Source organism: Geobacillus jurassicus NBRC 107829, assembly GCF_001544315.1.
In the GTDB taxonomy this organism is placed as follows: Bacteria; Bacillota; Bacilli; order Bacillales; family Anoxybacillaceae; genus Geobacillus; species Geobacillus jurassicus.
The window spans coordinates 1-24,562 of sequence record NZ_BCQG01000009.1 but is presented as its reverse complement, the minus strand read 5'-3'; the positions used below and the strand labels follow the sequence as shown (position 1 = coordinate 24,562).

Genomic DNA, 24,562 nt, shown 5'->3' with positions numbered 1-24,562 from the left:
TTTTTTTTTTTTTTTTGCCTAGTTGTGCAACTAGTGGCTCCATGAAAATTACACGAACGGAAAACAAATGTTGTATACTCTGAAAAACGACCGAATGGAACAAAGAGACAGAATGGACGGTTGATCAGCAGAAATAAAAGGATTCCCAACTAAAAATAATTTTCCGATTTTTCTTATTTTTATGTTGACAACACTATTTACGCTGTATTAACATTATGTATAGAATACGATAGTTAAAAAAACGTAATAAGGAAGGTGGGAATATGGATCAAGCAACGCTGCTAAAGGAAAAAGTTCAAAATGGATTTATCGTCGAAGGCATTGACGATATGAATGAAGAGTATTTAAACGCGTTGAAACAGACGCTGACGATCGTCGGCGACACCGAGCTGCTGAGCGTCCCGCCGCTGCTTACGGTGTACGACCAAGCGCCGACGTTAAACAGCAAAATTACAGCGCTGGCCATTATGCAGGATGAAATCGGCCATGCCCACATCGCCTATCGGCTGTTGAAAGATTTGGGCGAAGATGTTGACAGGCTGCTGTACGAGCGGGAGGCGCACCGTTGGAAAAACCCGTACGCCTTTGATTTTGAGTTGTCAAACTGGATTGAATTCGGCGTCTTCAATGCTTTTTTTGACCGCGCGGGCTACACCCTTCTTGGAGATGCGTTTGAGCATACGTCGTACGGGCCGTGGAAGCGGGCGCTCGTGAAAGTGGACAAAGAGGAGCTGTTCCATCTTCGCAACGGCGAGATCATTATGAGAACAGCGATGCAGGATCCGAATTTGCGCGAAGAAGTGCAAAAAGCGGTCGACTGGATGTTTTTAATGGCGCTTGAGTTTTTCGGGGTCGAGGACCGGTTGAAAAGCCGCTCGGCGCAACTGGAGTACCGCTTAAAAGGGCGGACGAATGACGAACTGCGGCAAAAATGGCTGTCAACGGCCGTTCCGTTCTGCGAATCAATCGGGGTCAAAGTTCCTGCCCATTATGATGAGGAGCAACAAAAATACGTGCTCGATGTGCCGTTCCCGTGCAAGTTTGACCCGGTGAACAAAAAATGGCTGTTTGACCAGCCGGATACGTGGGACAACGTCATCAAGCGGTTTAAACAGCGGGGTCCGAAAAATAAAGAGTTCGTGGAACGGATTCAACGCGGGGCGAAGGAACTCGAACAACTGCGAAAGGAAGCGGTGTGATGGACAAACGGAACACCGAAACGGAAAAGTATTGGCAAGCGCTGAAAGAAGTGATGGATCCGGAATTTCCGATCAGCGTCGTCGATATGGGACTCATTTACCACATTGAAAAAGTGGATGACGAGCTTCATGTGACCATGACATATACAGCGGTATCATGCGCTTGCATGGAGTGGATCGAGCAAGACATCCGCGATCGACTGCTCAAAGAGAAAGGGGTTCGTGACGTGCATATTCACGTCGTTTGGGATCCGCCGTGGACGGTCGACAGGATCAGTCCGGAAGGGCGCGAGAAATTGAAATATTGGGGGGTGAGCTCCACATGACAGCGGCCCAACGACGAAAAACGTTTGACATTTTCGCTCGCGTGAAACGGGGCGACCAATTGGCCCACATCGGCACGGTGGAGGCGGAAAACGAGGAGCTGGCAAAAGTATATGCCACTTACACGTACGATGAGGAAGATTGGGCGGAAATGGTTGTTGTCGACCGCAGCGAGCTCGTTTGGGTGAGAAAACCGAAGTGGCTATTTGCCTAAAAGGGGGAGGAGGCGCAATGGAACAAAGGCAGTCTGCTGTGCATTCGCTGATTGAGTTGCTCGAAACGATCGCTGACAATAAATACGTTCTTGGCGACCGCCTCGTTGAGGTCGGGGTCAGCGGTCCGAATTTGGAAGCCACGCTGGCATCGATCGCGATGGCGCAAGGAGAGCTCGGACATGCGCGCTTGTTGTACAACTGGTGTTTCGATTTGCGCGGCTTGAAAGGAAAAAAGCCGGAAATTTACGGCCAAACCGGAAAAGCGCTGGAAAGCGCCGTCAACGTGCATAACTGGATCACGCTCATCGCTGCACTATACGCAACAAACACCGCCATTGACGCTGTTTTGCAATCCGCACTTGATGCCAACCATCCTGCCATTGTATCGCGAATCCAGAAGTTGATCCGAGAACAACAAGATCATCTTGTATACGCCAAACATTGGGCGCAGCAGCTCGCCCATGAGCGCGGCGCTGTTCCTCATCGTTTCCGCGAAGCGTTGAACGCCGCGGCGAACGAAGCGGCGGCTTGGTTAAAAGAGGTTGAAAGCAAGGAAGAGTTGCAGCAGGAAGGGTACTTGCCGAACGGAGTCAAGCTCGTTGAACGGCTGCAGCAGGAATTGAAAACGGTTGCGGCTGAACCTTTCGTTCAGTTGAAATAACAACAGCACACAAGGAGGTGAGGAACAGACGGTGTTCTTTCTCTCTTGAAGCACAAGGGAAATGAACTTTCAAAATGAGGTCTATCCGTCGTTGCCTGCGTGAAACAATCAAATCATTTTTGAAGGAAGGGGAATGAAACAATGACTGCTGTAGAAACGAAAAAACAATATTTAACGGTTGTCAAAGAGGATGGGATTGCCGAGATTCACTTGCACATTAACAAATCGAACTCGTATGATTTGGAATTTTACAAAGAATTCAATGCAGCCATCGATGACATCCGTTTTGACCCAGACATCAAAGTCGTCATCGTCATGAGCGATGTGCCGAAGTTTTTCTCGGCAGGGGCGGATATCAACTTTTTACGCTCGGCTGATCCGCGGTTTAAAACGCAATTTTGCCTGTTCTGCAATGAGACGCTCGACAAAATCGCGCGTTCGCCGCAAGTGTACATTGCCTGCTTAGAAGGGCATACGGTCGGCGGCGGGTTGGAGCTGGCGTTGGCGTGCGATTTGCGGTTTATGGGCGATGAAGCAGGGAAAATCGGGCTGCCGGAAGTGTCGCTTGGCGTGTTGGCCGGAACAGGCGGCACGCAGAGGCTGGCGCGGCTCATCGGCTATTCGCGGGCGCTGGATATGAACATTACGGGCGAAACGATCACGCCGCAAGAGGCGCTGGACATTGGACTGGTGAACCGAGTGTTTCCGCAGGCGGAAACGAGAGAGCGGACGCGGGAATATGCGCGCAAGCTCGCGAGCAGCGCGACGTATGCGGTCTCGAACATCAAGCTGGCGATCATGAACGGGAAAGAGATGCCGCTGAATGTGGCGATCCGCTACGAAGGCGAGCTGCAAAACTTGCTGTTCCGCTCCGAAGACGCGAAAGAAGGGATGAGCGCCTTTTTGGAAAAACGCCAACCGAATTGGAAAGGCATTTAACGTGTGGTTAGCGGAGCCTTTGAAATGGAGACAGATTCATCCTTTCAAAGGCTTCGCTGCCCAGTTGTTTCGCACGCTGATTCACCGGGCAGTTCAATTTCATGGGGAATGGGATGGTGAACAATGGAATTGCGCGGGTTCGGAAGGCTGTACAATGCGGCGGGATTGTTTATTGACTATAACGTCCATAGCGGGTTGGGCGAGAAAACGGCCATTTATTATCGCGATGAGCAAATTTCCTACCAGGAATTGCAAGAAAAAGTGAACCAAACCGGCAATATGCTGCGGGGGCTTGGCTATCGGATGGAAGACCGGCTGGTGATGGTCTGCCACGATACCCCCGAGTTTATCTATACGTTTTTTGGCGCCATCAAAATCGGAGCGGTGCCGATTCCGGTCAATACGATGATGCAACCGTCGGATTACGAATATTTTTTAAACAACAGCCGGGCGAAAGGGTTGGTCATTCACGAAGACTTATGGGAGCGTCTTCAGCCGATTCGCGAGCGGTTTGCTTTTTTGCAAGATGTCATTGTCATTCATGAAAACGCTAACAGTTCCATCGAGGGAACGCTTTCCTTTCATCGGTTGCTCGCCCGCACGGATAAGGAGCTGGAAGCGGCGCCGACGAACAAAGATGATGCGGCGTTTTGGCTGTTCAGTTCAGGAAGCACGGGGGATCCGAAAGGAATCATCCATTTGCAGCACGATATGGAATATGCGTTAAACACATACGCCAGACAAGTGCTGGGAATCAACGAGAATGACCGCTGTCTGTCGGCGTCGAAACTGTATTTCGCGTATGGCCTCGGCGGCGGAATGTATTTTCCGTTAGGCGTCGGCGCCTCGACCGTGCTTGTGAAAGAGCGGCCTTCGCCGGAGGTGATGTTTCAGGCGATTGAAACGTACAAGCCGACGATTTTTTTCGGCGTGCCGACGTTGTACGGCGCCATGATCGATTATGCAGAAAAAGCCGGCCGGCGCTTTGACGTTCGTTCGTTGCGCGTCTGTGTCTCCGCTGGTGAAGCGTTGCCGCCATCGTTTTATTATAAATGGAAACAGCTGTTTGGGGTCGACATTTTAGACGGCATCGGCTCGACGGAAGCGTTGCACATTTTCATTTCCAACCGCATTGGCGACGTCAAACCGGGCAGCTCCGGAAAGGCGGTTCCGGGCTATGAAGTAAAAATCATTGATGGGCAAGGGAATGAACTGCCGCCAAATGAGGTGGGCGACTTGATCATTCGCGGCGACTCGATTGCCCACGGATATTGGAACCTTCACGAGCAAAACAAGCAAAAATTCGTCGGAGAATGGCTGTATATTGGCGATAAATATTACCGCGACGAAGAAGGGTATTACTGGTATTGCGGGCGCTCCGATGATATGCTGAAAGTCGGGGGCATTTGGGTTTCCCCGATCGAGGTGGAAAACTGCCTTCTGCGGCATGACGATGTACTGGAAGCAGCCGTAGTGGGTGTGGAAAATGAAAACGGGTTGGTGGTTCCAAAAGCGTTCGTCGTGTTGAAAGACGGCGTTCCTCGTTCAGCTGAGAAGGAAGAAGAGCTCAAGCAATTTGCGAAGCAACATCTGGCCCACTATAAATACCCGCGCATCATCGAATTGATCGACGAACTCCCGAAAACAGCCACTGGAAAAATTCAGCGCTTTAAACTGCGGCAGCTATTGAAACAACGATGAACGAGGCGAAAGGGACGATTCGGCCATGAAGCGAAACGAGTTTCAGCTGCGCGTCAACTTCGGCGACACCGATGCAGCCGGCATCGTCTATTATCCGAACTATTTTAAATGGTTCGATATTGCCGGACATCAGTTTTTCCGCAGCATCGGGCTGCCGCCGGCGAAATTGATGAAAGAACAGAATATCATTTTGCCGCTGCTGGATGTTGGCTGCACGTTTGAGCGTCCATTGTATTACGACGACATTATTACGATTCGGACAACGGTGGAGGAGGTCAACCGCAAAACGATTAAACTGCGCCATGAAGTGTTTCGCGAAGAGGTGCGGACCGGCCACGGCTTTGAGCTGAGAGGCTGGGTCAAGGAGGAGGGCGGGTGCATGTTTGCCATGCCGATTCCTGATGACGTTCGGCAGCTGCTCGAAGAAGACGGCGTTGGGGCATGCCCCCATATGAATCCGCTGCTGAATGCTTAATGATTGGGAGAGCCAAGTTCGCCTTGTTGCGTCTTGGCTTGCTTTTTCTCTAAGCTGAGGAAAGGGGAAAGAGTTTATGATCCGAACAGCGAAGCGGACGGAGCTGATTGAAGTGGCGCAAGGGCGCCGTCCCGCTCATATCGTCATTCAAGGCGGGATCGTCGCCAATGTTTATTCGGGGGAATTTTTGCGCCAAAATGTTGCCATTTACGAAGATGCCATCGCTTACGTTGGAGAAAACGAAGTCGCCACCGATGAACATACGATCGTCATCGATGCGGAAGGGATGTACGTTTCCCCCGGATTCATTGAGCCGCACGCTCACCCGTGGGTGTTTTACAATCCCGTCAGCATGACAGCTAAGGTGCTGCCGCTCGGCACGACAACGACAGTCAATGACAACTTGTTTTTTTATTTGCATTTCGGCGTCGATGGGTTTCGTCAGCTGGTTGAGGATTTGCGGGCGCTGCCGGGCAATTTCTTTTGGCTCGTCCGTTTGGTGTCGCAAGCCGACTTTCCGGGCGAACGCGACTGGTTCGATCCAGAGAGAATTCAAAAGTTGCTTGAGATGGACGAAGTCGTAGGGACGGCGGAAGTGACAAGATGGCCGCTGTTATATCAAGGCGACCCGTTTTTGATCGACACGATTGAAGTGGCAAAACGCATGAGAAAAGTGATTGATGGCCACACGGCCGGTTGCTCATATGAGAAACTGAATAGCATTGCCGCAAGCGGCGTCAGCGCCTGCCATGAAGCTATCACGGCTAAAGAGGCGCTCCATCGGCTGCGGCTCGGCATGTGGACGACGCTTCGCCATAGCTCGCTCCGCCCGGATTTTCCGGAAATCATCCGCTTGATCACAGAGAAAAGGGTCAGCACGCACCGAATTACGATGACAACAGACGGCCCGCATCCGGGATTTATCGAGCGGGAAGGTTTTGTGGACGGGCTGGTTCGCAAGGCCGTGGAGCTTGGTGTGCCGCCGATGACCGCGCTGCAAATGGCGACGATCAACGCAGCGACGTATTTGCGGCTTGACGATGACCTCGGCGGCATCGCCCCAGGCAAGTTGGCAGATGTCATCTTGCTTCCGGATTTGGCCACGTTCCAACCGTCGTTAGTGATTTCCAAAGGCCGCATCGTCGCCCGCGACGGCAAGCTGCTTGTCCCGCTGCCTAAGATAGACTGGGGGCGGTATGTATCGAAAAAACCGTTTTTATTCGCTAAAGAGCGGCTTGAGGATGAGCATCTATACCGCTATCCGCATCCGAAGCCGGAGAAGCCGGTGCCGGTCGCCTATTTCAAAAGCAACGTCATTACCGAGCGAAAAGACATCCACCTTCCGTCCGTCAACGGTTACGCCGATCTTTCCAGACATCCAGGGCTGTTGTACGCTTCGTTGATTGCTCGCAATGGCCAATGGGTCGCGAAAGCCATTTTGGAGCGGTTTGCGGTCGATATCGATGGCATGGCATCGACGTACAATACGACGACCGAGCTGCTTGTCATCGGCAGAAATCCAAAGGCGATGGCGGCCGCTGCGAAACGAGTGCACGAAATGGGCGGCGGGATTGTTGTCGTGGATGACGGCAAGACAGTGGTGGAAATTCCGCTGCCGTTTACCGGCATGATGACGACCGGTCATTCGTTTGACACGGCTGTCCGCTTCCACGATGAGCTGTTGGCGCTGTTGCAAGAACGTGGATTTCCGTTCCATGATATTTTGTATACTCTCCTGTTTTTAACGTGCGATTTCCTGCCGGGTCTTCGCCTAATCCCGTACGGTTTGTACGATGTCAAGCGGGCGGAGATTGTGCTGCCGGCTGAAGGGCTGGAAGAAAAAGCAGTGAAATAACGCGGCAAGGAGTGCAACAGCGCGCGTGTTCGTCTTGTTGGAAAAAGGATAGCGACATGAACGCGGCGCCGGCCGCCTGGTCGTTTCCGCACGGTTTTCGATGAAAATTTGTCGTTCAAATAGAGTTGTTCCGTTGTATAATAAAAAAATGTAGGCGGGTTCACGCTGCGGATCTGCCAATGGCTCGATGTGGAGATGAAACCGATGTGGCAAACGATCAATCACATGCTGGAAAAGGTGCTGCCGGTGCTTACGCCGGCGAGCGTGGCGGTCGGCGTATGGCTGTCGGATGAATTGCGCGGTTATGCGGTGCTTGTTCCGTGGCTGTTTGCATTTATGACGTTCAGCGGCAGTTTGCGCCTGCGTTTGGCTGATTTGAAAGAGGCGCTCGTTCATCCCGGTCCGATCGCCGTAGCGCTGTGTCTGCTTCACCTCGTCATTCCGCTTTGGGCGTTTGGGCTTGGGCATCTATTTTTTGGCGGCGACCGGTTGACGGTGATCGGATTTGTGCTGGCCGCAGCCATTCCGACTGGGGTGACAAGCTTTATTTGGGTGTCGCTCGGACGGGGAAACTTGGCTTTGGCGCTTTCTGTCATTTTGATTGATACGTTCTTATCGCCGGTTGTCGTGCCGCTGACGTTGCTGTTGCTTGCTGGAAGCGCGGTCGAGATGAATGTTTGGCAGATGATGCTCGGCTTGTTTTTCATGATCATTTTGCCGTCATTGGCCGGCATGGTTGTGAGTGAACGGCTGTCTGCCAAAGCGAACGAACAGCTGGCGGCGGTGTTGGCGCCGCTTTCCAAATTGGCGCTGGTGCTTGTCGTGATGATCAACAGCGCAGTCGTCGCACCGCATTTCGGTCATGCAAGCGGCCGATTGCTGTTCATGGCGCTTCTCGTCTTGGCGATTGCGAGCTCCGGATATTTTCTTTCTTGGATGACCGCCCGTTGGCTCAAGTTTGCCCCGGCGGACATCATCGCGTTGACGTTCACCGGTGGAATGCGCAACATCAGCGCTGGCGCGGTGCTCGCGATGACGTATTTTCCTCCGGCAGTCAGCGTGCCGGTCGTGCTCGGTATGTTGTTTCAGCAAGTGCTCGCCTCGATGTACCATCGCCTGTTGGAAAAAGCGTATCATTCGTCAGCGAGTGGGCCAACGTCTTTTATCGGCAGCGCCCGCTAGGAAGCCATGAGTGGGCGGCGACGATCAAGCGGCCGTTCTCATTGGAGTTTTGCCCAACGCGTGCGGTCTGCCGCCTTGCATAGCGGCTGTAGGCAGGTGCAACGCCATGACGGGACGATTCGGCGAATGCAAAAGACAAAGAAAAAGCCATCTGCTCTAAGCGGCCATCATATGAGAAACAAGCGAAGTTTTCGATGTACCGGTGTATGCCGGCGTGTAGTCTCGCTTCGCGACTGAAGCAGGGACAGAGCTAACGGCTCGGTGCTCGCGCCTGGTCAGGGAAGCGGATGAGATGGCGGCGAAGAGGAAGGTTGAGCTCCATAATCCCCTCGACGACTAGCCGGGCGATTTCTTTCGCTCCTCGTTTGTGAAAATGCGTGTTGTCTTTGATTCCGTGCGGATAATTTGCATGCTCGCCGGGCGCAAGCCATAGAAACAACTGTTTCGTCTGTTCCGGGCCGAGCTGTTCAAACCGTTGTCTGCTTTTTGCCGTCAAATCGATGACGGGAACGTGCTCTCTCTCCCCAAGCGCCTTCATGGCCGCAGGATAAAGTCCATGGGAGTTGAGCGCCCGCCCGTCGGCAGAAAAGCGCCGCCGCTCGACCGGAGTGATGAGGACAGGGGTTGCCCCTTTCGCGCGGGCGCCGTTAATATACCGCTTCAAGTATGATTGGTAGGAGGTGAATGGTTCGGTGTAGCGCGCCGGATCGTTCACCTTTTTCTGTCGTTATCGTGGCCCGCGTTTTGTGCGTTTATGCGCCGCGGCGCTAATCGATCCGCTTTTTCCGCCGTCATCGCCTGGATGTGGCTGATCAACTGCCGCTCTTTGGCGGTCAAGTCGCGATCCGATATAGCCGCGTTTCCTTTCTCCGGCAGGAAACCCCGACAATTGCGGGGATTGAAGGGGCTTGGTCTTATGTATAAAATATTTAGGTAATTCAAAAAATACTTCAGCCCGTTGGAAGGAGAGGGAGAACATGATGAAATGCTGTCGGCGTGTTGCCCTTGTGTTGCTCGGATTATGGCTTGTGTTCTGCCTATCTGTTCCGGGAGGGCGAGCTGAAGCGGCGGCTTCGCGAGCCAATGATGCGCCGATTGTGCTTCTCCATGGTTTTACCGGCTGGGGACGAGAAGAAATGTTTGGGTTCAAGTACTGGGGCGGGGTGCGCGGCGATATCGAACAACTGCTTAACGCCCAGGGGTATCGAACGTACACGTTGGCGGTCGGCCCGCTCTCAAGCAACTGGGACCGGGCATGCGAAGCGTACGCCCAGCTTGTCGGCGGAACGGTCGATTATGGTGCGGCCCATGCGGCGAAGCACGGCCATGCGCGGTTTGGCCGCACGTATCCGGGCTTGCTGCCGGAATTGAAAAGAGGCGGCCGCGTCCATATCATCGCTCATAGCCAAGGAGGACAGACGGCCCGCATGCTTGTGTCTCTCCTAGAGAACGGAAGCAAAGAAGAGCGGGAGTACGCCAAGGCGCATAACGTGTCGTTGTCGCCGTTGTTTGAAGGCGGACATAATTTTGTGTTGAGTGTGACAACCATTGCCACTCCTCATGACGGGACGACGCTTGTCAATATGGTCGATTTCACTGATCGCTTCTTTGACCTGCAAAAAGCGGTGTTGAAAGCGGCGGCTGTCGCCAGCAATGTGCCGTACACGAGTCAAGTATACGATTTTAAGCTCGACCAATGGGGGTTGCGCCGTCAGCCGGGTGAATCGTTTGACCAATATTTTGAGCGGCTCAAACAGTCCCCCGTTTGGACGTCCGCAGATACCGCCCGCTATGATTTATCCGTTCCCGGTGCGGAGGCGCTGAACCAATGGGTGCAGGCAAGTCCGAACACGTATTATTTGAGCTTTGCCACAGAACGGACGTATCGAGGAGCTCTCACAGGCAACTATTATCCCGAACTGGGGATGAATGTATTCAGCGCCGCCGTATGCGCCCCGTTTCTCGGCTCGTACCGCAATGCGGCGCTTGGCATTGACGACCGCTGGCTTGAGAACGATGGCATCGTCAACACGTTTTCGATGAACGGTCCAAAGCGTGGATCTACCGATCGGATCGTGCCGTATGACGGGACGTTGAAAAAAGGAGTTTGGAATGATATGGGAACGTACAATGTCGATCATTTGGAAGTGATCGGCGTTGACCCGAATCCGTTGTTTGATATTCATGCCTTTTATTTACGCCTTGCCGAGCAGTTGGCGAGTTTGCAGCCTTAATGAAGGGATGATCAGCCAAACGGGCAAAAAGCCATCTCGGTCGGATGGCTTTTTTCTTTGAAAACGAATTCATGGACGGTTATGTTCAGCCTGGGTTGGAAGTAAAATTTACTCATGGATGTTTTGGTGGAGTCAGCACCTGAGTTGTATGACGGCCGCGGATGTCCGATGGTATAATAGAGGCAAACCTAGCGGATGGGGGAATGGGCTTGAAACCGACCGAGCGGCAAAATGAACGGTATACGTATCAAGATTATGCCAAATGGGACGGACGGTGGGAGCTGATCAACAGAGTGCCCTATAGCATAGCACCGGCCCCTTCGTTTGTCCATCAGGCCATCGTCGGCGAATCGTATGTCGCCTTGCGATCATTTTTTCGCGAAAAAGGATGTGCGGTTGTCATGGCGCCGTTTGATGTACGCCTTGATGAGCAGGCGGACTATGAACAGGCGGAGCATGTGGTGCAGCCAGACATCTCCGTCATTTGCGATCAAAGCAAAATTGGCAGCCGAGGATGCGATGGTCCGCTGGATTTCATCGTTGAAGTGCTTTCGCCGAGTACAGCGCTGAAAGACCGGAACGAAAAATATAAGCTGTACGAACAGTTCGGCGTCAAGGAATATTGGATCGTCGACCCGCTGCACCGGACAGTGGAAGTGTACGGCCGCGGCGAAAAAGGGTATGAAGCGGAGCGTGTTTGGCGAACGCGATACGCTCTCCTCATTTTTGTTTGCGGATTTGGCGATTCCGCTAGCCGCTATATTTCAAAATATAGAGAGTGAGGGATAAAGGTGCGATTAACGGAAACGGAAGTGCAAGCGTTGCTTGAAAAAGCGGACGGCTGGAAGCTGGCCGATGAGCGGTGGATTGTGAAAAAATACCGTTTTCAAGACTACTTGCAGGGAATCGAGTTCGTCCGGCGAATCGCCGCGATTTCGGAAAACGCCAACCACCATCCGTTCATTTCGATCGACTACAAGCTCATCACCGTAAAGTTGTCCTCATGGCGGGCGAAAGGGCTGACGAAGCTCGATTTTGAACTGGCGAAGCAGTATGATGATGTGTATAAGCAAATGAAGCAGGGGGAAGGGGAATGATGACGAATCGAGTGGCACTTATCATCGGGGCGGGGAGGGGTTATGAGGTGGTGAGGCTTTATCTTGACAAGGTTATATCAAATAGGATAAAATTAACCTTGATTAAGAGTTTAAACGTTTAAACAAAAGAGGAAGAATTGAAAAAATGAATGAGAAGGCGATAGAGTTATTCCGAGCTTGTATTCCTTTATTTCAGACGCTCAGTGATCCGCATCGTCAAGATATCATTTTATTGCTTGCAGAACATGAAGCACTGACTGTAAACGAAATTACAGAGCATTCTAACTTGTCGCGACCAGCGATTTCTCACCATTTAAAGATTTTGCGCGATGTCGGACTTGTCACCGTCGAACAAAAGGGAACGCAACGCTATTACTTACTCTCGCTAGAAAACGCCATTCAACTATTAAAAAAACTCATTCAATCGGTTGAAAATGAATGCCTTTAGCGAACGCTAAAGGTGACTTATTTGTTTTTAATGTTTAATTGTTTAAACATTTGAATATAGAGGAGGATATAAATGATGAAAAGAGAAACCGTACTCATTACAGGAGCTTCAGGAGGAATTAGTTATGCTTTTGCCGAGCGATTTGCTCAGAATGGTTGCGATATAATAGCTGTGGCTCGAAGTGAGAAGAAATTGTACCAATTAAAGAACGAGTTGGAAGGGAAATATGAAATACAGTTTGTCCCTTATGCAAAAGATTTGTCTAAGCAAGAAGAAGTCCAAAGTTTGTATAACGAACTGTAGATGAGCAAATTCACTAACATAAATTGACAACCAAACAAAAAAGGAGACATGAACCAGACTCCTTGGGTAAAATAGATGTGCCAACCAACCACTCACACAAGGAGGTTCATGTCTCATGAATCAATGAGCACATCATCAAGGAATCCACAAGTTTTTCCTAGCGTTAGGGTTGGCGTTGCATTTCTCCAAACCGGTTCTGAAGCATCTCGTTCATATCGTTGATGCCTTGACGACCAAGGGGTTTTCGGGAACATGGAACGATCTTCATCACTGGAGCTTTCATCCCAACCACCGAACCACGTTGAGCCACTTTTTCACGAAAAGCCCTTGGAACGAGGAAAGGCTGCTTGAGAAGCTTCAAGAGTGGATCCTTCGCCGGATCGAACGCCTGGCCAAGCGGAAGAATCAGCCCGTTTTTGTTTCGATTGATGATGCCATCTGCCAAAAAACGAAGCCTTCGTCACGGGCTTCGCACGCCATCCAAGGGTGCGACTGGCACTACTCGCACAAGGATCATCAATCGGTTTGGGGGCATTCGCTCGTTTGGCTGATGGTGCACACCTTCACGCAAGCGTTTCCGTTCGCGTTCCGCTTGTATGACAAGAAGGCGGGAAGAAGCAAAATCGACCTGGCGATCGAGATGCTTTCTTCGCTCAAAGTGAAGCTGGCTCAGCCGGTGTATGTGCTCATGGATTCGTGGCATCCGTCCCAAGCGCTCATCGAAGCCTGTCTGAAAAAGGGATTCCATGTCATCGCGATGCTCAAGACGAACCGGATTCTCTACCCGAACGGCATCGCGGTCCAAGCGAAGCAGCTTGCCCGCTATATCGAGCCCAAAGACACCCGCCTCGTCACGGTGGGTCAGGAGCGTTGCCGCGTGTATCGCTATGAGGGAGCGATCCATGGCCTCGATGACGCGGTGGTGTTGCTTGCTTGGAAGGCGGATCAGCCGATGACACCCGAACATCTCCATGTCGTCTTGAGCACCGACCGGGGGCTCGACGATGAAGAGATCTTGCGTTGCTACGCCCAACGTTGGACGATCGAGTGTTTTTTCCGGCAGGCGAAAGATCAGCTGAAGCTCGATGGGTACCGCGTCCGTCACATTCGAGCGGTGAAACGGTATTGGGCGGTAGTGTTGTTGGCCTGCGTGTACAGCATCGCCGAATCCCAACAAAACCTCTCCGCTGGACTGGAGCTTCTTCGGTCGCGGAAAGGACACAGCGTCGTGGAGTTCATTTATGACGCCGCGAAGCAAGATATTCCCATTGATGTTGAAAACAGCTCCGTGTCGCGTAAGGGGTACCCTGTTTGTCTCTTAAACCATGGAAATTATTGTAATGAAAAATGCTCATCTACAGTCATATGTGGGCTTTTTATACTGGGCGGACGAATTATCGGAGAAAGAGAAGGAAGTTTTCTTAAAGTACGAATCGTGGCTAGTTGAGGCAGAGCGAACGTCTATGGCTAAGAGCTATAAAATGGTCGTATTGCACGCAATGTTAAACCGCGGCCCCTCGCGTTGGCACATGCCGATTACGCCAAAAGAAGTAGCGCCGTTTTTCCATCAATATTTAATGGAAAAAGAATATCGCAAACGAATCGACTTTTCAGACAAGAAAACAAAACAGCTATGGATTTATGATGAAGCAAAAATAAGCAAGCTTATTGCCGAAGTGCCGATGACGAAATGGAGTGGAAGTTCGAACGGTCTCCTCCCTCTAGAAATGTTGATATATCAAGGCTTTTCGGCCTCTCAGGGGTGTCAAAAAAAATATTTTTCGACAAAATCCCTTACATCCTTTTTCAGTTTTGTGGATATCTTACAGAACCAGGGTGCGCTTCGCGGCCGCGTCTGGATACATTTTCCTGACGTGGGGGAAGCTTTCTGTTCGTGGGGGAGGCCTTAGGCCGCCCGGTTTTGAACCTGGGACAAGACGTCCTGCATCATTCGCTCCGCGTCAAAGGCTTGTTTCTTCGTACAAATCGCAAACAGCACATTCAGCCGTTTTCGGCATAACGCCACGATAGACTGTTTTCCGGTCAGCGGGTTGACGGATCGGGTCGTGTCATACTCATGCAGCGCGCGAAACGCCTCGTTGTGCCGGATCAGCGGAATCACCGCCCGAAACAACACCGATCGCAGCCGTTTTCGCCCCCGTTTGGAGATCCGCTTTTGCCCTTTGCGCTGGCCGGAGGAGTTCTCCTTGAGCGTCAGGCCCGCCAACTTCACCAATTGACGCGGGTCCCGATAGTGGGTGAAACTGCCGATCTCCGCCAGCAGGTCAATGATCGTGGCGTCCCCCAACCCGTCGACCGTTTTCAGCCATTGATCCTCCATCGTCGTTTGAACCAACGCCTTCAACTCCGCGTCCAGCGCCGCGATCTCGGCCTCGAATTGGCGGTATTGGCGGACGAGCGCGGCGATCTCAAAACGGGCCATCGTCGTCCCTTCCGTCACCCCAATGGAGTCCTTCGCGGCGTCGATCAACGCCTGAATTTTGGCCTTCTGCGGGCATTTCAGCCCTTCGCTTTGCCGGTGCACCTCGATGAGCTCCTCGGCGGTTCGACCCGCCATATCGGCCGGAAACGGCGTCCACTCCAACACCGAAAGCGCCGTTTTTCCCAGATCGCGAAACACCGTCCAAAACTCCGGAAAATACCGGTCGGTCCAGCGGATGATCGCGTTTTTCACCGCGATCTGTTCCTTGCGGAGCTTTTCTTTGAGGGTGCTCCCGACGCGCAAATCTGCTTCGATCTCGTGCAGGAGCCGGGGAACAAGGAATCGTCCGTCTTTCGCCAGTCTGGCGATGACCAGGGCGTCTTTGGCGTCATGTTTCGTCGGCAGATTGTCATCGAGTTCTTTCGACCGACACACATGCGCCGGGTTGACCATGACCAGCGGGATCCCTTTTTCCTCGAGAAAGCAGTCCAGGTTCAACCAGTAATGGCTGGTCGGTGTTTAGTGCAAAATAAAAATACAGAGTTCTGCAACGAAAAGTGCAGAGCCTAAGGCAAAGAAAAAAGGCTTGCCAGCCCCTAACATTTCCTCTACTGTGGAAGTTGTGAACACATAAACCAAACAGTGGAGGAGCGAAAGGATGCTGGCAATGCCCGAAATGAATCGTATCAGAAAACTGCGTGAAAAGAAAGGGTTATCGATTGCGGAAATTTCCCGCGAAACGGGATATAACTGGAGAACGGTCAAGAAATACGCGGATGGCGGCATTTCTGTCCAACCAACCATCAAACGCAAAAAGGGGATGATGGAGGAAGAAGGATACGGGCCAATCATTGATGACTGGTTGGAGGAGGATGCCAAGCTGCCGAGAAAACAACGGCGAACGAACAAGACGATGTTTGAAGCGCTTTGTCGTGACCATGGATTTCAAGGCTCGTATCGCACCGTTTGCGCGTACGTGCAAAAACGAAGACCGCAGCTCAAGCTCGAGAAAGAACAGCGCTATGAACGACTTGAGCACCCGCCGGGAGAGGCGCAGGTGGATTTCGGGAAGATGACGGTGGTGACGAAGGAGGGGAAGGAAGAAGAACGATCGGTTTTGATCATGAGCTTTCCATATAGCAACGCTGCGTTTGCCTACCCACTGCCGGCGGAAAACAGCGAAAGCTTTCTCCATGGGTTGACGCAGTTGTTTCGCCAGGCTGGGGGAGTGCCAAAGGTGTTGCGCATTGACAATTTGTCCGCGGCCGTCGTGTCCATCCGAAAAGGGGGAGAACGCCAATACACCGAGGCCTTTCAGAAATTCCAAATGTATTACCGGTTTGACGTGCAAGCGTGCAATCCGCACAGCGGACATGAGAAAGGGAATGCCGAGCGGAAAATCTACTACACTCGCAACCTTTGTTTTGTCCCGGCTCCGTTGATCGAGTCGGATCCAGAGCTGGTGGAGCGGCTGCATCGCAAGATGGTTGAGGATCAAAACCGCCCCCATTATGAAAAGCGGCGGATGATCGAGGAATGATGGCAAGAGGAGCGGCCGGAGCTGTTGGCGTTGCCGGAACAAGATCTTCCGATCTTCTCCCTCGATCACGCTTACGTGAATAAGTACGGAGAAGTGATGGTGGATGGGAAGGCGTTCGTCGTCCATGGCCTGTCCGTCCCCAACCGGGTATTGGTGAAAAAAGAGTGGGATCGTTTCTTTGTGCTCTCTCCTGACGGAGGCATACATCTTGAGACGCCAAGGCCGTATACGAACGTGAAACGCGAGATCCCTTGGAAAGAGATTTTCGCTGAGTGGGAGACCAAACCCCGGGTTGTCGGGCATTCCCGATACCGGGCGTACTTGCCGGAAGCGATCCGAACGTATCTGGCTGGCACCCCGCCCCAGGCGGCGGCCCGTTTGAAAGGGCTGCGAGCGCTGTTGGATCGTTGCACGCTTTATGAAATCGCCCAGTGGCTCGATGAGAACCAGCGATGGGACTTGGCTCCTCATGAAATCGGAGTGTTGATGGAAGCGAGGCAGTCCCATTACCCGGCCAAGTGGGAAGAATCGTACACCCCTTCCGTCCTGATCGACTATGAAACGGACTTAACGGTGTATGATCAACGTCTTCATCCCGTTCGGGAAGGGGGTGTCCAGGGATGAGAGCAGAGGTGAAAGAGATTTGTAAAGCGCTGCATTTGGCCTATATCGCGGATCGATTCGAGGAGGTGATGTTCGAAACGAAAGAACAGTTTTTGCGGGATGTATTGGCGCTGGAGCTGTCGTGCCGCCAGCAGGCGAAACAGGCCCGGCTGATCAAGAAAGCCAAGTTTCGGGAGTTGAAATGGCTGAAGGATTACGAATGGTCGGATCACATCCACTGGCCGACCACGACATCGAAGAAGGAATTGTGTGACCTTCGCTTTTTGGAGCGAAAGCAAAACGTTCTGCTTTTAGGCTCGCCCGGGACAGGAAAAACCCATCTCGCCACAGCGCTCGGCATCCAGGCGTGCCAACAAAGCCATGAGGTTCGGTTTTTCCGCGTCGTGGATCTCGTCGCCCAGCTGGAAGAGGCATTGAAAATGGCACGCTCGGGCGGCTGAAACGAAGCATCGATGCGTGCGAACTGTTGATTTTGGATGAACTCGGCTATGTGCCGTTTCAAAAGCAAGGATCGGAGCTGTTGTTTCATGTGATCGCCGACTGTTATGAGCGAAAAAGCGTCATCGTGACGTCGAATCTGGAATTTGGACAGTGGAATCGGGTGTTTGGGGACAACCGCTTGACAGCTGCGCTGGTGGATCGCTTGGTTCACCATGCCCACATCCTGGCCTTTACGGGAGAGAGCTATCGACTGCGGAACGCTCTCTCCGCGATCCAGCCGTCCTCTTCCCCCGGTCTGGAACCTTAAGTCTTGAGCTGGCAAGCCTATGTATTTTTTCTTGCACTTCTCTGCATTTTTTGCTTGCAAAAAACATGGTCGGTTCCAGCGCGACGATCACGTCCGACTTCGCAAACTCTTGCATGCCTCCTGGATGCCTTCATACAGCTGCCGAAAGCCCTTTTTCGACTGGAGGACCGGGAAGGATTTTCGAAGCACGCGCCCCCGGTCATCCACGAAGCAGGCGTAGTGGGTTCGTTTCGCGATATCGATTCCCACGACAAGCGTTTGTTCGGTTACTTGATCAATTTTAGATTTTTGTGTACAATTCATCTGAAGTCCTCCTTGGTATGGTGAGTGATGTTTGACACCCCTGCATCATACCAGAGGACTTTTTTTGATCAAGTCCCCCGGAAAAGCTCCTAACAGGAATGCTTTCCTTTGAAAACGGCGTATTTTCTCTCACTTTTTCTATCGCCAAAGAAGACGAAGAAATTTTGTATCAATGGACGAAAGAGATTTGTGAGTATCGGTTGCATGTGTATTTTGAGAGAAAAAGCAAGATATAAAAGACAATGTAAACAGAAGCCGAGCAGTGCTTCTGTTTTTTTTTTTTTTTTTGACATAATTCGACAACATTTTCTTGTAATTTCGATATGATATTTTATAGGTGTTTTGTACTATATTGAATGCGTGGAAAAACAGAAAAAGAATACATCAATACACATCTTAAAAATCACAGACAGTTGCAAAAAATAAGGTACTATTATGATTTGATTTTATAGCACTGTTAGAAATTTTGATTCAGACTATTTCTAAAATTATTTGGTTATTAGGAAAATATATTGAAGTTGTCCAATGGTAAATAATTTATCTTTAACGTTTTCAACCATATATGCTAACTAGTTATCAAAATATAAAATTATGATGAGGGATGGAAATGATTCATAAAGAGTTGCAACTTTTTCTTGAAAACAATGTTCATCCATTACCTTCATGGATTATATTTACTTTTTCCTTAGGAGCCTTTTTGCATGAAAAAGGCATAGAAGATAATAAGAGTAGTCATATAGTTGTTTCTGTGCCAAGTGAACAATATTTTGCTTTGTTTGTAGCTGTAGGAATAGCAGATAAAGTATTTCGTAAGCCAAGAAACCTACAGTCAATTCGTCAACAGATATTGAACTTAAAAAAAGGCAACAGAATTATTTATCAAGATAAAGACCTTGCCCGAAGAGCTTCCGTTATATCGGTGGAACCCAGTCCTGTGATTGAAGGAGAATTTATATTGTTCATCCAATTTGGAAATATTAAACTGGGAATACCTGAACAACAATGGATAGAAAAAATTATTTTATTAGAAGAAGAATATACTGAGATTAAAAGAAGTAGAAAAGTAAGTGAAAATTATCAATTAAGAATTTCCAGCCCTTTTATGCAAAATATCTATTCTAGCGAACAATTAAGCAGAGCTTCTTTTTATCCGGGAGATTATTTTTATATTGTTGGAGATAAAGAGGATTTCATCGAAATGATGTCAGAAAAGTGTTTGTTTAAAAATGGACAAAAAGGAACCATCAGTGATTTTTTGTATTTGGAAAACTTGCAAAATAACAACAGCTATTCTAATGGCAAGTTTTTTTCGTCCCGAATGAAAAATACTCATGAAGTTAATGAAAACGTACCTGTTTTATTTTCTAACGCATTGAGTTACAGAAAACAAATTAGACTATTTCATAAGAATCCAAGTCTAATAGTTATAGGGAGATCAGAGCATGAAAACCATATTGATGAAACAATGTCTGATATATCTCGGAGAGTGCTTTTAGGTAATACAGAAATCATTACTGAGGAATTAGTTAATTATGTTAAAAACTATGGGATTTCTATTCCAGCAGGTATTGAGTTGTTTTCATGGAGGGAACAATATTGTTAAGAGACATATGTAAATTATATACTAATTTTGAAAAAAATATTTATTTAAAATCTGTAAAATGTAGTGAACTTTTTTCGCTGGCAGAACAGTTAAGCAGTTTTAATAGAGAAATTATCGAAAAGGCTGATAAGGACATACAATTGTTAGAAATTTACAATTATTTAAGCGGAATTTTTTTCACTCTATGTAGAAGTTTTTTGCTGTATTCTCATGTCATTAGTAAGAATAATGAAAAAGAGATTATTCACAGATTATTGGGTATAAAGAATAATTATCCTTATTTTTTTGATAAGTTTGGAAAAACTTTGGCAATGTCATTTAAAGAGGTACTAGAAACAGAACATAATTATATGACTGAATTTTTATGTGACCATATTAATAAACATCAAACTCGTTCATATAAAATTGCTTTAGTGACCAAAAGATCATTATCTCCTGAAGAAAAGGAATTACTTAATCAAAAAATCAGCTCGATTCTTAATGTTACTTATTATACTGAAAATAGCTTCAGGAAAAGTGCTAAAGTATTCGATGAGGTAATATTTGTTGGGAGTCCTAGCTATTTTGGTTCTTTTGCTGTCAATACTTTAAAAGCATATCACACATACTTTGTTTTCTATGAAATGTTTTCGGATAATTTAAAACTAAAATCTCCCTTTCTTAATTCTGATATTTATCAACAGAATATTATCAGTACGATTAATTTAAATGTTAAAATACATAAAGATGTAGAAAAAACGCATAAAATAGAATTTAATGAAGATTACTTAGTAAAATCTTCTATACAAAAAGTTTTGGAAGAACAAAATACAAATACATCAGATGATGTACATCATTTAGTTAAAGCTACTGTTGTTTTATTAGAAAATGATCGTTTTTTATTCGTTTCTGATGAAACAAAAATTCGAGTGCTAACTCCCAATATAAAAAAAGATCGTGTTATTGTTAATCAAATTACGTTAAAAGATTTGGAAGAAGATGATTTTATTATTATAAGAAATGAGAGAGATAATAGTTTAATTGCTGAAGTAGCAGATCAAGAGATTTTGAAGGAAGAAGCTAAATATCTCCGAGCATTGCAGAAAAAATGGAAAAAGAGACTTCGTTATAATGTATCAAAAAAAGGCATCATGCGTGTTAGCGAAATTTTAACAAATAGATATAAAATGACAACGGCTTCACCACAAACTGTTCGTTTTTGGTGTAATGAAGAGTCCATTTGTCCGACGGAGCTACCTGTATTATTACAGGCTTTAAAGTTTGACGAAAATGAGGTAATTCTTATTTACCAAGCAATGAAACAAATTCAAATAGCTCATCGTGAAGCGGGTAGGATCATTTCAAGAAAACTGATGGAAGAAATTAAACCTGATATTTTTGAAGAATTACAGCAAAAAGGATCCATTACATTTAAATCTTCCAATTTTAATGGAGCTTCTTTTAACATTGAACGGGTTGTTGCGATCAATCGTTCAAAACATTATGATGTACTGCAATCCAATTTAATGAAGGTATATCATAGAGATTTATAAAAAAGGGATGTGATTTTATGCCGATTACATTGGAAAATTCACTGTGCAATCGTCAACATTTAATTGATAGTGTAAAGGAAGAAATTATAGGTCCTGGGAAAATAAGAGATAATTATATATTATTTAATCCAATAGGAAATTCAGTGTTTGAGTCGAAAAATGAATTATATACGCCACACTATTGGTTAGTAGCAGGAACAAAAGAAGAGATTCTCCAAAGAGAAACTCCTTCACAACGATATGTGAGCGGCATGTTATTTCCTGTAGGCACCATGACAAATGATGATGAAACTACAGAAATTATTATAAAAGACAATGAAAATGACGATGATGCTTTAGATAAAATGTTTGAATATAAAGATGACATCGAGGCAACGGAGTCAGAAGGAGATATAGAGTTATTTCCTCAGAAAAATGATTTTATGCCTTCTTCGATTGGAATGACTTTCTGTATTGATAAAAATGTCCCTAATTTGAAGGTAATCATAAAAGGCGGCTCTTATAAACCACACAAAGTACGAGTCAGAGGAGAAAACAACAGCTATACTTGGTGGCTCAGAGAAGGAGTCAAAGGTGAACTTTATATTTCAACCAAGGAGCTTAATACCTATAAGCATATAAGCTATCATGTTGATTTATTTAATGCAAAGCGCGAAAAAGCGAGTCAGTTTAATGTTCAAATTCAGGCACGTCTTCGTGAAATTAACAGCTTTTTTATTATAACTGTTAGTGTAACAAACCGATCTGACTCAAATGGTATAGACCGTGATCAAGTAACTTTGTTTCAAGCGGAATTATCAATCGAAACACCAGGAAGTTATAGCTTTTCTCCGTATCCAAAGCTTTATCAATTAAACAATAACTTAAGTGAAGAAGATGCTTCGGCGGATCTTCTTTATCGGAATGAACATATTTACGCTTTAGGACATGGATGTGCAACCGATTGGGATCAGAAAGCGGAGAAAGTAAAGGTTATTCGAACAACATTTATGCCTGAATATGAAACAATGAGCATGACTCCGGATATTGAAACTGAAAACGGAAAACTGACAATTAAAATGAGCGATCTTGCGGGACTATCCTCTAATACGCATCCTAAGGACATATTATATCCATTAATTCAGGACTATGAAAATTGGATAAACCGAAAGGAAACGGAAATCACCTCGCTTCCGTCGCCTTTGCAACCGGTGGCAAAAAAACATATGGAATTATGTAGGGAAAGTTTGAAACGTATGAAAAGGGGATTAAAATTGCTGGAGGATCCTCAAATTCTTCGCGCTTTTCAATTAGCAAACTTAGCAATTTTACTTCAGCAGGAGAATGGCAAAGAAAAACGTAACGGTTATGTTCTTATGGATGAAAAGAACATAAAATTGGAGTTTGATAAACCAATAGAAAAAGTGCTTAAAGACGAAAAAAAACTAGTAAATGCATCCAATACTTGGAGGGCCTTTCAGATTGCTTTTTTTCTACTGTCAATTGAATCTTTAGCTGACGAAACAAGCATGGATCGGGAAATTGTAGATTTAATTTGGTTTCCTACTGGCGGGGGGAAAACCGAGGCCTATTTAGGAGTCGCAGCTTTTCAAATGATCCTAAGACGGTTGCGAAATCCATCAGATGCTGGTGTAGATGTTATGATGCGATATACTCTCCGTCTTTTAACTGCGGATCAGTTTCAGCGGGCATCCCGTCTAATATGCGCGTTGGAGTATATTCGACGTAAATATGCGCCGGAACTGGGAGATATCCCTTATTCAATTGGAATTTGGGTGGGATCTAAGACTACTCCAAATAAAAATAGAGCAGCTTTAGAAATGTTGAAAAAACTTGCTAAAGATAAAAGTGGAAATCAGTCTTTTATTGTACATTCTTGTCCTTGGTGTGGGGCTCGCTTAGGACACTATCTTTCTAAAGGTGGTAAAGATAAAAAGCGTTTTTTTATTGGATATAAAGAGAAAGATCAAAAATTAGTTATTCACTGTCCAGATAGAAATTGTTATTTTTATAAAGAATTGCCAATTTATATAGTAGATGAAACTATTTATGAAAAACGTCCTACATTTTTAATCGGAACGATCGATAAATTTGTTCAGTTGGTTTGGGAACCAAAAGCAAGATCATTATTTGGCATAGACAACAAGGGAAATCATTTTATTTCTCCACCGTCACTGATTATACAGGATGAATTACATCTAATTTCTGGACCATTAGGCACCTTGACTGGTTTATTTGAAGCTCTGATTGAAGAACTGTGCCTTAAAAAGATTGGTAAAAAAACTATTAAACCCAAAATTATTGCGGCAACAGCTACAATAAAACATTTTGAAGAACAAGTTTTAGCGTTATTTGGACGTGAAAAATCCAGGCTATTTCCAAGCCCAGGTTTGGAACACGATGATTCTTTCTTTGCAAGACCAGCCAAAGATAAAAATGGAGAATTAATGCCTGGAAGAAAATATGTAGGTGTTTATACAACGACTGTTGGTAGTATGATGGCACAAGTTATGACATTTTCCTCTATTTTACAAGCTAGTAATGATATTAAGGAAGATGAAAGAGATCCTTATTGGACATTGTTAGCATTTTATAATACTCTTCGTGAGTTAGGCGGCGGTTTGACTCTTGCGCAGGCAGATATTCCACAATATTCAAGAGCAATGCAAATGCGTAAAGGAAGTGTTGAAAAAACCAGATATATAAATAATTTCATTGAATTGACATCAAGAAAACAAAGTTATGAAATTTCCAAGACTATTGATGATTTAAAATACAGTTATAATCCAGACAATAATAATAAAGCAATAGATCTTTGTTTCGCTTCCAATATTATTGAAGTTGGCGTTGATATAGATCGCCTTTCGGTTATGGCTATCATTGGACAGCCTAAGACAACAGCGCAGTATATCCAAGTCAGTGGTCGTGTTGGGAGACGTTGGTGGGAAAGGCCAGGATTAGTTTTTACAATTTATTCAAATACAAAATCTAGGGATAAATCTCATTTTGAACATTTTAGGGATTATCATCAAAAATTATATGCACAAGTGGAAGCAACAAGTGTGACTCCGTTCTCGGATTCTTGTATGGACAGAGGACTTCCAGCAGTAATAGTTGGGTTTATAAGACAGGCATT

16 protein-coding genes and 9 pseudogenes are annotated in these 24,562 nt (G+C 47.2%); 22 read left to right on the top strand and 3 right to left on the bottom strand.

Going from position 1 to position 24,562, the window contains the following annotated elements:
* The first annotated feature begins 263 nt into the window (after positions 1-263).
* From GJ1_RS04000 to GJ1_RS03960, 9 genes are all read left to right on the top strand, one after another.
* Positions 264-1,199: a Phenylacetic acid catabolic protein gene (locus GJ1_RS04000; RefSeq protein ID WP_044731542.1), complete on the top strand. Its 936-nt coding sequence runs from the start codon at positions 264-266 to the stop codon at positions 1,197-1,199.
* Positions 1,199-1,525 (top strand): metal-sulfur cluster assembly factor, encoded by a 327-nt coding sequence (locus GJ1_RS03995; RefSeq protein ID WP_066228796.1) that lies wholly within the window; start codon positions 1,199-1,201, stop codon positions 1,523-1,525. The genes GJ1_RS04000 and GJ1_RS03995 overlap by 1 nt, the downstream gene beginning before the upstream one ends.
* The gene (locus GJ1_RS03990) at positions 1,522-1,737 is read left to right on the top strand and encodes a hypothetical protein (RefSeq protein WP_066228793.1); all 216 of its coding nucleotides are present in this window, start codon (positions 1,522-1,524) and stop codon (positions 1,735-1,737) included. The genes GJ1_RS03995 and GJ1_RS03990 overlap by 4 nt, the downstream gene beginning before the upstream one ends.
* Before the next feature lie 17 nt (positions 1,738-1,754).
* A complete protein-coding gene (locus tag GJ1_RS03985) occupies positions 1,755-2,399 on the top strand; it encodes a Phenylacetic acid catabolic protein (protein ID WP_066228790.1) in 645 nt (214 codons plus the stop codon).
* Positions 2,400-2,540: 141 nt separating this feature from the next.
* Positions 2,541-3,338 (top strand): enoyl-CoA hydratase/isomerase family protein, encoded by a 798-nt coding sequence (locus GJ1_RS03980; RefSeq protein WP_044731538.1) that lies wholly within the window; start codon positions 2,541-2,543, stop codon positions 3,336-3,338.
* Positions 3,339-3,461: 123 nt separating this feature from the next.
* Entirely contained in the window at positions 3,462-5,039 is a 1,578-nt protein-coding gene (locus GJ1_RS03975) for a benzoate-CoA ligase family protein (RefSeq protein ID WP_066228788.1), read from the top strand.
* A gap of 25 nt (positions 5,040-5,064) precedes the next feature.
* Positions 5,065-5,514: an acyl-CoA thioesterase gene (locus tag GJ1_RS03970; RefSeq protein WP_066228784.1), complete on the top strand. Its 450-nt coding sequence runs from the start codon at positions 5,065-5,067 to the stop codon at positions 5,512-5,514.
* 76 nt (positions 5,515-5,590) lie between these two features.
* A complete protein-coding gene (locus tag GJ1_RS03965; RefSeq protein ID WP_066228781.1) occupies positions 5,591-7,369 on the top strand; it encodes an adenine deaminase C-terminal domain-containing protein in 1,779 nt (592 codons plus the stop codon).
* Positions 7,370-7,573: 204 nt separating this feature from the next.
* Positions 7,574-8,551 carry a bile acid:sodium symporter family protein gene (locus tag GJ1_RS03960; RefSeq protein ID WP_066228778.1) on the top strand — a complete coding sequence of 326 codons (978 nt, stop codon included), beginning with the start codon at positions 7,574-7,576 and terminating at the stop codon, positions 8,549-8,551.
* 250 nt (positions 8,552-8,801) lie between these two features.
* Here the strand turns inward: GJ1_RS03960 and GJ1_RS03955 are convergent.
* Positions 8,802-9,272 (bottom strand): annotated as a pseudogene (locus GJ1_RS03955) (SGNH/GDSL hydrolase family protein); the annotation flags it as partial.
* 259 nt (positions 9,273-9,531) lie between these two features.
* Between GJ1_RS03955 and GJ1_RS03950 the strand changes: the two are divergent.
* From GJ1_RS03950 to GJ1_RS17590, 7 genes and pseudogenes are all read left to right on the top strand, one after another.
* Positions 9,532-10,785 (top strand): esterase/lipase family protein, encoded by a 1,254-nt coding sequence (locus GJ1_RS03950; RefSeq protein WP_066228799.1) that lies wholly within the window; start codon positions 9,532-9,534, stop codon positions 10,783-10,785.
* Positions 10,786-10,988: 203 nt separating this feature from the next.
* Positions 10,989-11,574: pseudogene (locus GJ1_RS03945) on the top strand (Uma2 family endonuclease).
* Positions 11,575-11,576: 2 nt separating this feature from the next.
* On the top strand, positions 11,577-11,882 hold the full coding sequence (locus GJ1_RS03940; RefSeq protein WP_066228775.1) for a 4a-hydroxytetrahydrobiopterin dehydratase: 306 nt from the start codon (positions 11,577-11,579) through the stop codon (positions 11,880-11,882).
* 145 nt (positions 11,883-12,027) lie between these two features.
* The gene (locus GJ1_RS03935) at positions 12,028-12,330 is read left to right on the top strand and encodes an ArsR/SmtB family transcription factor (protein ID WP_066228772.1); all 303 of its coding nucleotides are present in this window, start codon (positions 12,028-12,030) and stop codon (positions 12,328-12,330) included.
* Between the two features lie 72 nt (positions 12,331-12,402).
* A complete protein-coding gene (locus tag GJ1_RS03930; protein WP_066228769.1) occupies positions 12,403-12,633 on the top strand; it encodes an SDR family NAD(P)-dependent oxidoreductase in 231 nt (76 codons plus the stop codon).
* Between the two features lie 62 nt (positions 12,634-12,695).
* Positions 12,696-13,906: pseudogene (locus GJ1_RS03925) on the top strand (IS701 family transposase); the annotation flags it as partial.
* Positions 13,907-13,994: 88 nt separating this feature from the next.
* Positions 13,995-14,351 (top strand): annotated as a pseudogene (locus tag GJ1_RS17590) (DEAD/DEAH box helicase family protein); the annotation flags it as partial.
* 188 nt (positions 14,352-14,539) lie between these two features.
* Here GJ1_RS17590 and GJ1_RS03915 read toward each other — a convergent pair.
* Positions 14,540-15,592: pseudogene (locus tag GJ1_RS03915) on the bottom strand (IS110 family RNA-guided transposase); the annotation flags it as partial.
* A 142-nt stretch (positions 15,593-15,734) separates the two neighbouring features.
* Here GJ1_RS03915 and istA point away from each other — a divergent pair.
* Both istA and istB read left to right on the top strand, forming a co-directional pair.
* Positions 15,735-17,240: pseudogene (gene istA / locus GJ1_RS03910) on the top strand (IS21 family transposase).
* A pseudogene (istB, locus tag GJ1_RS03905) lies at positions 17,237-17,988 on the top strand (IS21-like element helper ATPase IstB). Before istA ends, istB begins: the two co-directional pseudogenes overlap by 4 nt.
* A gap of 67 nt (positions 17,989-18,055) precedes the next feature.
* Here the strand turns inward: istB and GJ1_RS03900 are convergent.
* Positions 18,056-18,291, bottom strand: a pseudogene (locus tag GJ1_RS03900) (IS110 family transposase); the annotation flags it as partial.
* A gap of 95 nt (positions 18,292-18,386) precedes the next feature.
* On the opposite strand from GJ1_RS03900, the pseudogene GJ1_RS18955 reads away from it, so the two are divergent.
* The 4 genes and pseudogenes from GJ1_RS18955 to GJ1_RS03885 form a co-directional block, all read left to right on the top strand.
* Positions 18,387-18,527, top strand: a pseudogene (locus tag GJ1_RS18955) (RNA helicase); the annotation flags it as partial.
* 371 nt (positions 18,528-18,898) lie between these two features.
* Positions 18,899-19,894 (top strand): hypothetical protein, encoded by a 996-nt coding sequence (locus GJ1_RS03895; RefSeq protein WP_066228761.1) that lies wholly within the window; start codon positions 18,899-18,901, stop codon positions 19,892-19,894.
* Complete coding sequence (locus GJ1_RS03890; RefSeq protein ID WP_066228758.1) at positions 19,888-21,426, top strand: DISARM anti-phage system protein DrmE domain-containing protein; 1,539 nt, start codon at positions 19,888-19,890, stop codon at positions 21,424-21,426. The genes GJ1_RS03895 and GJ1_RS03890 overlap by 7 nt, the downstream gene beginning before the upstream one ends.
* Positions 21,427-21,443: 17 nt before the next feature.
* On the top strand, positions 21,444-24,562 hold a 3,119-nt coding region (locus GJ1_RS03885), incomplete at its 3' end, for a helicase-related protein (protein WP_066228754.1).